Origin of the sequence: Phytobacter ursingii (assembly GCF_001022135.1) — a bacterium.
GTDB classification, from domain to species: Bacteria; Pseudomonadota; Gammaproteobacteria; order Enterobacterales; family Enterobacteriaceae; genus Phytobacter; species Phytobacter ursingii.
Map to the genome: position 1 here is coordinate 1,206,465 of NZ_CP011602.1, position 13,119 is coordinate 1,219,583.

A 13,119-nucleotide genomic window follows, 5' to 3' on the forward strand; every position below is an offset into this window, starting at 1 on the left:
TATTGCGGGTGTTGGCTGAAAGGCATGAAGATTCTGGCGCGTTAGCAAAGCGGTTATGTAGCGGATTGCAAATCCGTCTAGTCCGGTTCGACTCCGGAACGCGCCTCCAATTTCTTCCCGAGCCCGGGTGGTGGAATCGGTAGACACAAGGGATTTAAAATCCCTCGGCGTTCGCGCTGTGCGGGTTCAAGTCCCGCCCCGGGTACCATGGGAAAGATAAGAATAATCAAAGCAATAAGCAGTGTCGTGAAACCACCTCCGGGTGGTTTTTTTGTTTTTCTACTCCACCATTTCCAAAGAGGCTTTTCCGCGGACTCCTGGACATTCACGTTTCCTGAAATTCGATAACAGGTCAGTTTTTACTTTTCGCTCGTCTATTGTTACCTGAGATGCATCATCTGGTCGTTGATTGGTACCAGATGAAAATGGCGATAATCAACTACATCAACGCATTAAAAATGGGCAATGATGCGCTGCTGAGCTGTGCTCACTTGGGGGGATTCCAGTCGATCCGCTGGCGTTCTGCAGATTCAGCATCCGCAAGGTCATCAATTTCAGAGAGTTAAGAGTTGGAACGGGCAGCCAGTAGTGGGCCTGCTATTGGATAGATTGCTTCTCTCACGGTTTTTCTGTGTCCTGGAATGGGCAATTTATGATCTGCTGTAGATCCCAGCCTACATTAGGCCGCCTCTATGATACAAGCGCCCCCAGGGGATGCTGTCTCTCAGGTTAAGCAGGTAAACTGCACAACCATTCTGGCGCTGCATGGGCGTTAGTTGTCTGCGAAATGAATTCATTAGCGAAGATGCGGAACCATGGGAAGGCATGGTTGTAATCCGGAGTGTGGCTTATTTCTCCCACCAGACGGATGTAGATGTTAATCCTGTTATGTGAGAGCAGGTCGCAGCGGGCAGATTCCTCGCAGGCTCGTCATCTGTCCAACCGGCTGGCACCGGTTGTCGAGCCCCGGTCGGGGATTCTCATCCCCCGGTACGGGGGAATATAAAAGAAAAAAAGCCCGTACTTTCGTACAGGCTCTTATCTAAAATGATGGTGGTGAGGGGGGGATTGACTCGCTTCGCTCGCCCTGCGGGCAGATTCCTCGCCGGCTCGTCATCTGTCCAACCGGCTGGCGCCGGTTGTCGAGCCCCGGTCGGGGGGTCTCATCCCCCCGGTACGGGGGAATATAAAAGAAAAAAGCCCGTACTTTCGTACAGGCTCTCATCTGGAATGATGGCGGTGAGGGGGGGATTGACTCGCTTCGCTCGCCCTGAGGGCAGATTCCTCGCCGGCTCGTCATCTGTCCAACCGGCTGGCGCCGGTTGTCGAGCCCCGGTCGGGGGTTCTCATCCCCCAGGTACGGGAGAATATAAAAGAAAAAAGCCCGTACTTTCGTACAGGCTCTCATCTGAAATGATGGCGGTGAGGGGGGGATTCGAACCCCCGATACGTTGCCGTATACACACTTTCCAGGCGTGCTCCTTCAGCCACTCGGACACCTCACCACATTATTTTGATGCCACACCTCTGGGGGGCAACGGGGCGCTACTATAGGGAGTTGCACTAAAACGGTCAAGCATATTTTCGGTATTGATGATTGTTCGCTTAAGGTGTGAGCAACGACGGCGGATGACAAGCTGATAATGCGCTGCTCTACTTTGTGGCATCAGTCCAGATTGTCAGTTTTCCCGGATGCGCTGGCGCTTATCCGGGCCAGGAAATGAGGTGCGCGCTGAACCGATCTCCTCACACCTTTGGGGGGGAATAGTGTCAGGGGAATAAAGGCATATTGCTGGCGTTTGCACTTTTGGGGGGATATAAAAGAAAAAGCCCGTACTTTCGTACAGGCTCTCATCTGAAATGATGGCGGTGAGGCGGGGCACCATAATCATATCTAAAGACGTTTGTTGATGAGTGTATTACTTATTTAATTTCATCAGGATAAATGAAATTATTGTCCAGGCATGTATTGCAATATCCATTAAAATCCGGCGTTTTACGGATTGCATTACAGGGAAGTTGTGGTTATGCCAATGAAAGCCAGAGAACTGACTGCGTTAGCTGTTTCCTGACTCAAAGCAGAAGGTCGCTATGGTGTGAGGGGAGTCGATGTATTGTATCTCCGGATCGCGGATTATTCTCGTGCATGAGTGCTTTGTGTCGCGCTGGGGACACAGCTAAACAAAGCTGGCTGGGTCGTTCACCACAGTCTGAGTATAGGACTTGCTCCATATCAGAAAGTTTCGTTGGCAGAAGCGCGCCACCAGGCACATGAATTGCGTAAGCAGATATGACCTGCCCCCACGATTAGATACAACACTCAGTTAGTAACGTCGGAATCTTCATTCTCAGAATGCCCCTTTCTCCAGCCCGCTGCAAATTCAGACGGTGTCTGATAATTCAGCGTGGAGTGCGGGCGGCATTCGTTATAATCCTGCCGCCAGTCATTAATAATTTTCCTGGCATGAACGATATCGCTGAACCAGTGCTCATTCAAACATTCATCGCGAAATCGTCCGTTAAAGCTCTCAATAAATCCGTTCTGCGTTGGCTTGCCCGGCTGGATTAAGCGCAACTCAACACCATGCTCAAAGGCCCATTGATCCAGTGCACGGCAAGTGAACTCCGGCCCCTGGTCAGTTCTTATCGTCGCCGGATAGCCTCGAAACAGTGCAATGCTGTCCAGAATACGCGTGACCTGAACGCCTGAAATCCCAAAGGCAACAGTGACCGTCAGGCATTCCTTTGTGAAATCATCGACGCAGGTAAGACACTTGATCCTGCGACCGGTGGAAAGTGCGTCCATGACGAAATCCATCGACCAGGTCAGATTGGGCGCCGCCGGACGGAGCAGCGGCAGACGTTCTGTTGCCAGCCCTTTACGACGTCTTCTGCGTTTTACGCCCAGGCCACTGAGGTGATAAAGCCGGTACACACGCTTATGATTAACATGAAGCCCTTCACGGCGCAGCAACTGCCAAATACGACGGTAGCCAAAACGCCTGCGCTCCAGTGCCAGCCCAGTGATGCGCCCTGATAAATGCGCATCAGCAGCCGGACGGTGAGCCTCATAGCGGCAGGTCGACAGGGATAAACCTGTAAGCCTGCAGGCACGACGTTTCGACAGACCGGTCGCATCACACATCAACATCACGGCTTCCCGCTTCTGGTCTGTCGTCAGTACTTTCGCCCAAGAGCCACCTGAAGCGCCTCTTTATCCAGCATGGCTTCGGCAAGCAGCTTCTTGAGTCTGGCGTTCTCTTCCTCAAGCGACTTCAGGCGCTTAACTTCAGGCACCTCCATACCGCCATACTTCTTACGCCAGGTGTAAAACGTGGCATCGGAAATGGCATGCTTGCGGCAGAGTTCACGGGCGGGTACCCCAGCTTCGGCTTCGCGGAGAATACTGATGATCTGTTCGTCGGAAAAACGCTTCTTCATGGGGATGTCCTCATGTGGCTTATGAAGACATTACTAACATCGGGGTGTACTAATCAACGGGGAGCAGGTCATAGATATATTAATAACAACATGTACACCAGTAATAGGTATATATTACGAATAAACCTATATTACTATACCGACAGTAATGCCATCAGTAAAAATATAACAATAAGCACTGCCATCTGGGTAAAACTCATACCAATAGAAAGCAAGCTAATGATTTCACTCTGATATTAGTTTTTGCCCGTTTTTGTCATTTTCCACAGGCTCCTCCCTCCGGTAATTGCGACTGATCGCAATTACCGGGGCTCAGTAGTGCTGATATGCTGCATGTTTTGTAAATGGATTGTTATCAAAATGACGGCCTTTATAGACCTTTCGGGCACCATACGTTGAGTAATCAATATCTATCACCTCTTCCTTTTCAAGTCTGTCAATCACCCTGTCCAGTAACTTACCCTTACGTAACACATTAGGCCCGGCATTTCGGATATCATTATATCGGACAACATTTTTCCATGAGCGTGAATACTCCCGACGCAGCCACGACAATAACAGTGCTTCATAATAGTCCTCCTCATTGCCAAAGAGTGTTATCGCCTGTTGCATATACCATTCGCACAGCAACCAGGCATTTTCGACATATTCTTTTTTTATCGCACATTCACCCTCTGTAACATAACTCAATAGAGCGGCTACGCGTGCAGTATTATTTAGAATTTTGGATGCAAAATCTTTCAGGTTTTCATAGTCTCCATCCGGCCCCAGTCGACGCTCTATTTTATTGTAAATTCTCTCCCATGCCTCCTGAGCCGGAGGTTCGAAGGATAAACATGTCTGATGCCCGGTCCCATGTTGAGAGACACTTTTTTCTACCAGTTCATTCATACGCTTGTAGAAGCAATTAAGATATTTCAGGTCACCTGACTGAAGACTGGATTGACGACGAATCAGGCGCTGGCCCTGTGTCGATAAATTCTCATCAATATACAAGACAAAGCAACGTGCAAAAAAACCACTTCCGCGCGCAGATTCACCCTGACGTTTTAAATAGCCATCAAATATTGCTTTTTGTACCATGACCAGCAATGTAATACGTCCATTTCTGAGCGTAAAACTCGGTGTTGTTTTACGCTCAACCTGAAAATCACCTCCATCCCACATTGGATTAATAAAACCAAAGTCAGCCATGGTCTGTCTGTTAAGTATATTAGCACCTTCATCGGTTATTAGCCCTGTTTGCGGCGAGTGAGTGTACATTGCAAACTGCAGGGCTTCCGGTGTAGTGTTATTATAAATAAATCTTCTGGCTTTTGGGGGTTCTGGTTTTTCAGCGTATAACGCCTTTAACTGCCGTGAAAACTCATCTGTACATTTTCCTTTTATAGTGGCTTTATCGACACATTTCAGGAGTGCATTTTCTTTCTTGTGCCATATTTTAGAGCTACGCTCATGTTCTTTTTGCAGCTCTTCATACTGGAGTAATACACGTAGATCATGCTCATGAAAAGGCTTGAATACCAGTTTATCCACTGTCGTTTTTCGCTCACCAGACTCTGCTATCACGAATGAGTACAATGACACCGGTGAGACTATAGTGTCATTGATTTTTACATTAATCAGGCTCTGGCATCCCAGGGACAATGCACTTAAAACTGCGGATGCAATTAATTCAGGTGGTGCCTGTGTAACATCCTCAATATCAAAAATAGTTTCGCGCAATAGTCCTGGGAAAGCATTAAATGGAAAGTCTTTCATTACGATACCTGCTGAATATGTTGTTTCTGGAGTTGACAATTAATCGCAGAATACAATCGCAAGTCAATATAAAAAACTGATGTTTAGTCCAATTCGACAGCGTTGGACTAAATTAGTGAAGTAGCCGTTTCCGGAAATTTCATTTGTCGGTGCTTTCTTTATCAGAAAAACAAAAAAGATGAATGCCATCTACCTGGTAATATCCTGCCAGTTAATATGAGGGCAGGGCGGTTTTTAAACAATTATCAGTTATATATCACCTTACTGAATTCCCACCCGTTTCAATTTAACAGGCCATCCCCTCCGGATGGCCTTTTTCATTCAGAGGCCGATATGAAACATCCCTCAGGCTACGCCCTTATTCGACGCCATCTGCGGCGTTACCCACATGCACTACGCCAGCATTTGCTGCAGGAGCTTAACCAGCTGGTCACGTATGAACCTGTGATTGGTATTATGGGGAAAACCGGCGTCGGTAAATCCTCGCTGTGTAACGCTCTATTTCGCAGCGACATCTGTGCTGTTAACGCCGTTGATGCCTGTACTCGCCAGCCACAGCGTGTCCGGCTGCGTTTTGGCAGACATTACCTGACGCTGGTCGATTTGCCCGGTGTTGGCGAGAGTATTACCCGCGATGGAGAATACCGTGAGCTGTACCAGGAGCTCATGCCACAGCTCGATATGGTGCTGTGGGTACTCAAGGCCGATGACCGTGCATTTGCAGTGGAAGAGCAGTTTTATCAGGACGTCTTCGCGCAGTTCAGTGGACCGCTGCCGCCAGTGCTGTGGATACTTAACCAGGTGGACAAAACCGAACCCGCCGAGCAGTGGCGCTGGCTATCGGCTCAGCCCTCGGCGTTACAGGCAGAACGTATTGCGCAGAAACAGCAGGCCGTGGCACGTCAGTTGCAGATAGCAGAAATAGATATTCTGCCGGTCTCTGTCCGGGGGCGTTACCGACTGTCGCGCCTGGTGGAGGCCATGATTACACGCCTCCCAAAGCAGGCCCGCAGTCCACTGGTTCCCCACCTGCAGACCGGGTATCGCACTGATACCGTTATCAGTACCGCCAGCGGCAGCTTTGGCGATGCCGTGGTGGAGGTGATTGATAAAGTCATTGACCTGGCCCCGCTGCCGCAGGTAGCCCGTTTGGCGCTGCATGCCGTCACCCACACCGTCGCCCGTGCAGCGCGATCCCTGTGGGGATTTTTCTTCAGTTAACTTCTTCACTGTCGATAAGCCTGAAAACGTGTATCGACAAGTGTTTTTGTTCAATGACGATCGATTTTGTCGATCGCCCCGATCGATATTAATAGCTGTACCTGATAACCCCGGCAGTTACATAATTCGCGGGGGCCCGTGTTATTACGTTTTTATTCATTATAAATCAATGCGATGTATCGCAGGCTTCGCCACACCGTAAGGAGACTCATGAACATATTTTATACCGTCGCAGCCATGGCGCTGCTGGCAACCCTGTCTGCGACATCCGTAGCCGCTGAAAATGACATCATTAAGGTCGATGTTCAGCCCAGTGGCTTTGAGCTGCTGGTCACAGTAACCGCTAAAACAGACAGCGTTCAGATTAAGAACATTGACGTTAACCGGGGCCGGTGTCTGTTGCTGACAAAGGGAAGCATCACCTACCAGGGCATTACCGTTGACGGATGGATACCTAAAAAAGGCACGTTTACGCCCACCACCATGCAGTTTGCCGACGGGCTGACCTGGCATTTTGGTAATCCTCTCCAGCAGAAGGGTATCAACTGCCGTTTCGTGGAAGCCAGGGTGTTTACGGACAAGGGCACCTTCACTGTCAGTGAATAACCCGTATTTCACCTCAGCTCCACATATTTCGTATTGTTTATTAAAGGAAAAATATTATGTTATTTAAATCGATTGTGCCTCTTACCCTCGCGCTTTGCTTCTCCGGCCAGGCGCTGGCGTTTGGTAATCACGATACCTGGGCCAGCGGCTTCGCACAGGGTACGGCGGAATACACCATCCTCGGCAAAGGACAGTCACAGTTGTACCTCGCCTGCGACAGTTCTGGCTCACAGGCTGCCACCATCATCTTTACCGATGCGAACGGCCATCAGGTCAGCATGGACAGCGGTCAGCACCTGACCATGAAAATCGATAACGATGAAGAAGCCAATATCAGTGAAAGCGAATCCCATGTCGGCGAAAGTAACCTGATGTGGGCGTGGAACAAGCTGCGAACCGGTAAGCGCGTGATCGTCTCAGGCAGCGGCGTCAAACCGGCGGTCTTCACGCTTAAGGGCGCTGCCGGAGTCATACCTGCGTTCGGCGATAACGGCTGCGTGGCGAAGTTTGACGTGCCGTAATGCACTCCAGGGCAATACCACCCCACATATTCTCATTTTCACCCGCATACTTGTACAAACAAGGAATCTCCCGATGACGGATATCACCACTCTCAGCCAGCGGCTGAACACCCGCACCCTGCATTTTGTTTTACTGACTCTCGTCACCTGTGGCGTCTGGCCGCTGCTCTGGCTGTATAAAAAGCAGGATACCATCAGTGACACCACCGGCTACCCGGTCAGCGGTCATCTGTTCATCATCTGGCTCGCCGTCTGCTTTGGCATCAGTCGCCAGTTAGCCAGCATGGTGTCGTCTGACGTTTACGGCTATGACCCGACCAGCGATACATTGCTGGCGTTAAGCGGTATTCTGTCGCTCGCTTGTGCGGTAATGTATGTGGTCTGGGCCTTTAAGGCCAGAGACGCCCTGCGCCACTATGCGCTGAACACCTTCCGCTTCGACCTGAAGATGAATGCCTTCTATACCGTTATCTTTAACGTTTTCTACATCACGTACTGTATCAACGACATGCAGCAGGCACTGACGAAGCACCAGATTATTCATGGCGCAACCGCCGCGCCTGCAGCGCCACAGGGTCCCATCACGACAGCAACGACAGCGCAACCCCCGCAGTAAGTTAATCACTGCTTTAGCCAGAGACCCCGGGTTTTTGTGTCAGGTATCAGAGGAACTCATCATGAAGGACACTGACAATACGCCGTTACCACCCGGTTCGTTCACCCGTGAGCAGGCGACAGCCGTCGCCACGCAGTACACTAACCTAACCCTCGAAGACGACCATGGGAACCAGTTTCGGCTGGTCATTCGCGACAGCGAGGGGCAGTTGATCTGGCGGGCATGGAATTTTGAAGCCGATGCCGGATACTGGCTGAACCGCTATCTGCTCAGCCACGGCATACCCCGACACTGACTTACCGTAGTTCCCCCCACCAGCAATCACACCAACAGGCCATGTTCCCACCGGAGCATGGCTTTTTTGTTTATGCCGTTTAATCAACTACAGAGGTACTCACTATGCGCTTAGCAAGCCGTTTCGGGCGGATAAACCAGATACGCCGGGATCGTCCCTTAACCCGCGAAGAACTGATGCATCATGTCCCCAGTGTATTCGGTGAAGATAAACATGCTTCACGGAGTGTAAAGTACACGTTTATTCCCACCATTACTCTGCTGGAAAACCTGCAGCGCGAAGGGTTCCAGCCGTTCTTTGCCTGCCAGTCACGCGTGCGTGATCCGGACCGCCGGGAGCACACAAAGCATATGCTCCGCCTGCGTCGCGCCGGTCAGATAAACGATCAGCAGGTGCCGGAAATCATCATCCTGAATTCTCATGGTGGTGAGTCCAGTTTTCAGTTACTTCCGGGAATATTCCGAAGCGTATGTACGAATTCGCTCGTCTGCGGACAGTCATTTGGCGAAATCAGAGTGCCGCACCGGGGGAACGTTGTGGAAAAGTCATTGAAGGGGCTTACGAAGTACTGGGCATCTTTGACCGGGTGGAAGAGAAGCGCGATGCGATGGAATCGCTTTTGTTACAGCCACCGGCACAACAGGCTTTTGCAAAAGCCGCGCTGACGTACCGCTTCGGTGATGAGCACCAACCGGTGACAGCATCCCAGATACTGACGCCCCGCCGCTATGAAGACCGTCAGAACGACCTGTGGTCAGTTTTCAATCGTTGCCAGGAGAATCTGCTGAAAGGTGGTCTGCCAGGTCGTACCGCCAAAGGCAAACGCAGCCATACCCGGGCGGTTAAAGGCATAGACGGCGACGTTAAGCTCAACCGGGCTCTCTGGGTGATGGCAGAAGAACTGCAGCAGGCGCTGAGCTGATGCTACCTCTGCCTGATAACGCCCACCAGGCCACCATTTATCCGACGGCCCTGGAGGACAATCCATGCAGCCGCTCCATCTCCGATGACGACCTGTGCGCCTGGTGCTCACACCTTCTTTATCGTCCCGGTGAACTCAGCCTCTGCCGCTTGAGCATTCCCGACGGACACTGGCCTTCATGCTGTGATACGGACGGCTATGCGCAGTCCTGCCCTTCACTCCGGCTGAACCAACATCCCCAACCCTATAAATAAATAAGGAAAAACTAACATGACCGACATTATTAACCTTAACGATACCCTCCCGTTACCGCCACAACCTGCCGGTTCTTCGCCAGCGCTGACCGCCACCCTTGTACAGGACGAGCAGCGTATCAGATTCTGGCCGCAACACTTTGGCAGCATACCGCAGTGGATAACCCTTGAACCCCGCATATTCGCCTGGATGGACCGGTTATGTGCCGATTACAGCGGAGGTATCTGGCGCTTTTATTCACTCAGCAACAGTGGCGCATTTATGGCACCCGAAACCAACGGAAACAACGATGAGAAATGGACGCTGTTTAACAGCATGAATGGCAACGGCGCAGAACTCAGCAGCGAAGCCGCCGGGATTGCGGTTTGTCTGATGACATACAGCCATCACGCTATGCGTACCGAATGCGATGCCATGACGGAGCACTATTACCATCTGCGGGACTACGCGCTCATGCATGCTGAATGCAGCGCCATTATGCACATCATCGACTGATCGTCCCGCCATGCGGTACGAACTGTCTCAACTGAATACCCTGTGGGATAGCCTGGGGAAAACAACGGTCAGGGATGAGGACGGAGAAGTTGTGACCGACGAACCCTTCCTGCATTTTCCGACGGGAACCCCTGTATTTCATATCTGGTCATGGTTCGAATCCATGCACGACGAATTCTCCGTTGTCGGGAAACTGTACAACGCATCTCACCCGGAGACATCAACGAACAGGAAAAGCAAATGAATACCACCACATATCCCCCGGACACAGGGGGAATGACCCCCATCGCACAGCAGACCATCCGGAAAGCTTTATCCCTGCTGGAGCGTCAGTTACGCGAACCCGGCGCATCATTTACCTCCAGCCATGCCGTCCGCGACTGGCTGCGCCTGCAGCTTGCCACACTGGAGCGTGAAGCCTTCACCGTCCTGTGGCTCGACAACCAGCATCGCCTGATAACCCTCGACACGCTATTTCTGGGAACTATCAACAGTATCACCGTACATCCGCGTGAGGTCGTTAAATCCGGTCTGAAAAATAATGCCGCTGCTGCCGTTCTGGCGCATAACCACCCGTCAGGGGAGGCCGAACCCAGTAAAGCCGACAGGCAGATTACAGAACGCCTGAAACAGGCACTGGAACTGGTTGATATCCGCCTGCTGGACCATCTGGTGGTTGGCGGCATGGATATTATCTCATTTGCAGATAGAGGCTGGATGTAGCACAACAGGAGATTAACCCTATGAAAATCATCAGTAAGCGTCAGGCGATGACGATATACCGCCAGCATCCGCAGTCCCGGCTGTTTCGCTTCTGTACCGGCAAATATAAGTGGTCCGGCAGTATCTGCCACTATGCCGGTCGGGAAGTACAGGATATCAGCGGCGTGCTCGCGGTTTTCGCTGAACGCCGTCAGGACCGCCATGGTCCGTATGTCGTATTACGCAGCGTCACGCTCAATTAACATTAATTTAAGGAGTGCGAAAGTGCCGAATAAAATACCCTCCATCAGCCACAATATCGCTGAGCCATGGTGGGGACTTAACCACACCGTCACACCGTGCTTTGGTGCACGGCTGGTGCAGGAGGGCAACCGCCTGCACTATCTGGCTGACCGTAGCAGTATCACCGGGACATTTAGCGACGCGGATTTACGCCATCTCGATCAGGCGTTTCCGGTACTGCTTAAGCAGCTTGAACTAATGCTTATTTCCGGTGAACTCAATCCCTGTCACCAGCACGGCGTCACGTTATATGCAAAAGGGTTGACATGCGATGCCGACACCCTGGGTAGTTGCGGCTATGTCTATATTGCGCTTTACCCAACGCCTGCAACAGCCGCATAAACCTTACCGTAGCACCACCAACCCACAAAGAGAACCCAACGATGAGAATTTATCCTGTCTCCGCAAAACGGGCCGCAGAGATTGAGCGGTTAACCCATAAATCACCGATTTACGTGTGGCAGCGCCTCCTGACATATCTGCTGGATCGTCACTACGGCCTTACCCTCAACGACACGCCGTTTGGCGATGACGATGCCATTCAGGAATGCATTGATGCCGGTGATGCTCTGGTTGATGCCCTGAACGAGGTGGCTGAAGACTGCGACCTGGAGCGCACTGATAATCGGGGAAAATCACTCCAGCCCGTCTCACCACTGCTCACACCAGCAGATATCCGGAATGCCCAAAACGCGATGGGTCTGGAAGGCAGCAACAACATCCTCATCATCAGCGGACAGTCGTCAGCCAGAAGCTAATTCCCCGCCATCACACCATCGTCTGGTACAGGCGATACCACCAGCGGCAGTAACCGTTGTCGTAACGGCTGGCGCGGCCTTATTAATGGAGTAAACCCAATGCAAACCCAATCACTATCCTCAACGCGGGAGGCTTATCCGCGTCCGTCACCCGTGGAGATCTGGCAGCGCCTCCTGAGCCGCCTGCTGGACCGCCACTACGGTCTGACGCTGAACGACACGCCGTTTGGCAACGATGGCGTGATCCAGGAGCATATCAACGCCGGGCTCTCACTGTGCGACGCCGTGAACTTTATGGTGGAGAAATACGACCTGGTTCGTACGGACCGTCGCGGTTTTAACGCAGAAACACAGTCACCGCTTATCAGGAGCATCGATGTTCTTCTCGCCCGTAAGGCTACCGGGCTGATGATCCGCAGCGGGTATAAAGCCGTTACCGACATCACCACCGGTAAATATCGCGAGGTGCAGCAATGAAGTTATCCCTGACGGCAGAAGCCGATAGCATCAACGTTCTGGCCCTCAATATGGGCCGGAACGCTGTAGATATTGACGGTATTGAACTGGCTGACCTGATCAATGTAGTCTGTGACAACGGTTATTCGCTTCGCGTTGCTGACGCCCCCGGCAAGCTGATTGTTGAAGATCCGCTGCCGCCCCTCGCCCGCGTTAACGGCATTCAGTGCAGCACCGCGCATATCACGGCTGAAGACAATGCTCTGCTGTTTACCCATTCACACCAGCATGAAGACTTTGGCGAGTCGGAATGGATTAGCTATACCGGCTCGGGTTATCTGCTCTACCTGGGCGCATGGTCATTTCCGGTTTTACGCCTCAAACGCCTCGGTCTGTCGAAAGCCTGCCGCCGGTTAGTGGTGACGCTTATCCGTCGCTACGCCGCTGGCATCATTCATCTGGATGCCTTTGGCGAAGTGCTGCCGGGTTTTACCACCTTTGACTGGTAACTCAACATCAATCACCTCAAGGCGTTCTAATGCCAGAATTAACCACTGAAGCCGCTCTCAACATTCTGAAGCGAGATTATCTTCGATAACGACGAAGACAACACCGACTCAGCAGCCCTGTTGCCCTAGATTGAACAGGCATTACAGAACGTTCGCGATCTCCGCCATCTGCAGCTTCTGCAACAGGCCAGAACAAATTAGCCACCGAACCATACTCAACGCACGCGCATAAGCGCCAGTCCTCACCGACTGGCGCTT

General features: G+C 51.6%; 16 protein-coding genes, 3 tRNA genes and 2 pseudogenes. 18 read left to right on the top strand and 3 right to left on the bottom strand.

The window, feature by feature from the left end:
* Nucleotides 1-35 precede the first annotated feature (35 nt).
* Together AB182_RS09145 and AB182_RS09150 are read left to right on the top strand one after the other, a co-directional pair.
* Nucleotides 36-109, top strand: a tRNA-Cys gene (locus tag AB182_RS09145).
* 12 nt (nucleotides 110-121) lie between these two features.
* Nucleotides 122-208, top strand: a tRNA-Leu gene (locus AB182_RS09150).
* A 1,209-nt stretch (nucleotides 209-1,417) separates the two neighbouring features.
* Here the strand turns inward: AB182_RS09150 and AB182_RS09155 are convergent.
* The 3 genes from AB182_RS09155 to AB182_RS09170 form a co-directional block, all read right to left on the bottom strand.
* Nucleotides 1,418-1,505, bottom strand: a tRNA-Ser gene (locus AB182_RS09155).
* An 815-nt stretch (nucleotides 1,506-2,320) separates the two neighbouring features.
* A protein-coding gene (locus AB182_RS09160; protein WP_107224802.1) for an IS3-like element ISSen4 family transposase occupies nucleotides 2,321-3,441 on the bottom strand; the annotation gives its coding sequence in 2 pieces (ribosomal slippage) (nucleotides 2,321-3,183 and nucleotides 3,183-3,441; 1,122 coding nt in all).
* A 312-nt stretch (nucleotides 3,442-3,753) separates the two neighbouring features.
* Entirely contained in the window at nucleotides 3,754-5,202 is a 1,449-nt protein-coding gene (locus AB182_RS09170; RefSeq protein ID WP_047369807.1) for a YfjI family protein, read from the bottom strand.
* 333 nt (nucleotides 5,203-5,535) lie between these two features.
* Between AB182_RS09170 and AB182_RS09175 the strand changes: the two genes are divergently transcribed.
* The 16 genes and pseudogenes from AB182_RS09175 to AB182_RS32775 form a co-directional block, all read left to right on the top strand.
* Nucleotides 5,536-6,423 carry a GTPase family protein gene (locus tag AB182_RS09175; RefSeq protein WP_047369808.1) on the top strand — a complete coding sequence of 296 codons (888 nt, stop codon included), beginning with the start codon at nucleotides 5,536-5,538 and terminating at the stop codon, nucleotides 6,421-6,423.
* A 210-nt stretch (nucleotides 6,424-6,633) separates the two neighbouring features.
* The gene (locus AB182_RS09180) at nucleotides 6,634-7,029 is read left to right on the top strand and encodes a hypothetical protein (protein WP_007374425.1); all 396 of its coding nucleotides are present in this window, start codon (nucleotides 6,634-6,636) and stop codon (nucleotides 7,027-7,029) included.
* A gap of 56 nt (nucleotides 7,030-7,085) precedes the next feature.
* A complete protein-coding gene (locus AB182_RS09185; protein WP_007374426.1) occupies nucleotides 7,086-7,550 on the top strand; it encodes a hypothetical protein in 465 nt (154 codons plus the stop codon).
* Nucleotides 7,551-7,623: 73 nt separating this feature from the next.
* Nucleotides 7,624-8,166, top strand: a complete 543-nt coding sequence (locus AB182_RS09190; RefSeq protein ID WP_047369809.1) for a DUF4234 domain-containing protein — start codon at nucleotides 7,624-7,626, stop codon at nucleotides 8,164-8,166.
* 61 nt (nucleotides 8,167-8,227) lie between these two features.
* On the top strand, nucleotides 8,228-8,461 hold the full coding sequence (locus tag AB182_RS09195; RefSeq protein ID WP_007374428.1) for a DUF905 domain-containing protein: 234 nt from the start codon (nucleotides 8,228-8,230) through the stop codon (nucleotides 8,459-8,461).
* Nucleotides 8,462-8,565: 104 nt separating this feature from the next.
* Nucleotides 8,566-9,383: pseudogene (locus AB182_RS09200) on the top strand (DUF932 domain-containing protein).
* Nucleotides 9,383-9,637 (top strand): hypothetical protein, encoded by a 255-nt coding sequence (locus tag AB182_RS30410; RefSeq protein ID WP_071532053.1) that lies wholly within the window; start codon nucleotides 9,383-9,385, stop codon nucleotides 9,635-9,637. The pseudogene AB182_RS09200 and the gene AB182_RS30410 overlap by 1 nt, the downstream one beginning before the upstream one ends.
* Nucleotides 9,638-9,653: 16 nt before the next feature.
* Nucleotides 9,654-10,133: an antirestriction protein gene (locus AB182_RS09205; protein ID WP_007374431.1), complete on the top strand. Its 480-nt coding sequence runs from the start codon at nucleotides 9,654-9,656 to the stop codon at nucleotides 10,131-10,133.
* Between the two features lie 10 nt (nucleotides 10,134-10,143).
* Nucleotides 10,144-10,377 carry a hypothetical protein gene (locus AB182_RS09210; protein ID WP_007374432.1) on the top strand — a complete coding sequence of 78 codons (234 nt, stop codon included), beginning with the start codon at nucleotides 10,144-10,146 and terminating at the stop codon, nucleotides 10,375-10,377.
* Nucleotides 10,374-10,856 carry a RadC family protein gene (gene radC, locus AB182_RS09215; protein ID WP_047369810.1) on the top strand — a complete coding sequence of 161 codons (483 nt, stop codon included), beginning with the start codon at nucleotides 10,374-10,376 and terminating at the stop codon, nucleotides 10,854-10,856. The genes AB182_RS09210 and radC overlap by 4 nt, the downstream gene beginning before the upstream one ends.
* A gap of 20 nt (nucleotides 10,857-10,876) precedes the next feature.
* On the top strand, nucleotides 10,877-11,098 hold the full coding sequence (locus AB182_RS09220; RefSeq protein WP_007374434.1) for a DUF987 domain-containing protein: 222 nt from the start codon (nucleotides 10,877-10,879) through the stop codon (nucleotides 11,096-11,098).
* A gap of 22 nt (nucleotides 11,099-11,120) precedes the next feature.
* Entirely contained in the window at nucleotides 11,121-11,480 is a 360-nt protein-coding gene (locus tag AB182_RS09225) for a type IV toxin-antitoxin system YeeU family antitoxin (RefSeq protein WP_007374435.1), read from the top strand.
* A 41-nt stretch (nucleotides 11,481-11,521) separates the two neighbouring features.
* On the top strand, nucleotides 11,522-11,896 hold the full coding sequence (locus AB182_RS09230; RefSeq protein ID WP_007374436.1) for a TA system toxin CbtA family protein: 375 nt from the start codon (nucleotides 11,522-11,524) through the stop codon (nucleotides 11,894-11,896).
* A 99-nt stretch (nucleotides 11,897-11,995) separates the two neighbouring features.
* The gene (locus AB182_RS09235; protein WP_007374437.1) at nucleotides 11,996-12,373 is read left to right on the top strand and encodes a TA system toxin CbtA family protein; all 378 of its coding nucleotides are present in this window, start codon (nucleotides 11,996-11,998) and stop codon (nucleotides 12,371-12,373) included.
* Nucleotides 12,370-12,861 carry a DUF5983 family protein gene (locus AB182_RS09240; RefSeq protein ID WP_007374438.1) on the top strand — a complete coding sequence of 164 codons (492 nt, stop codon included), beginning with the start codon at nucleotides 12,370-12,372 and terminating at the stop codon, nucleotides 12,859-12,861. Before AB182_RS09235 ends, AB182_RS09240 begins: the two co-directional genes overlap by 4 nt.
* Nucleotides 12,862-12,930: 69 nt before the next feature.
* Nucleotides 12,931-13,062, top strand: a pseudogene (locus AB182_RS32775) (hypothetical protein); the annotation flags it as partial.
* Nucleotides 13,063-13,119: the final 57 nt, after the last annotated feature.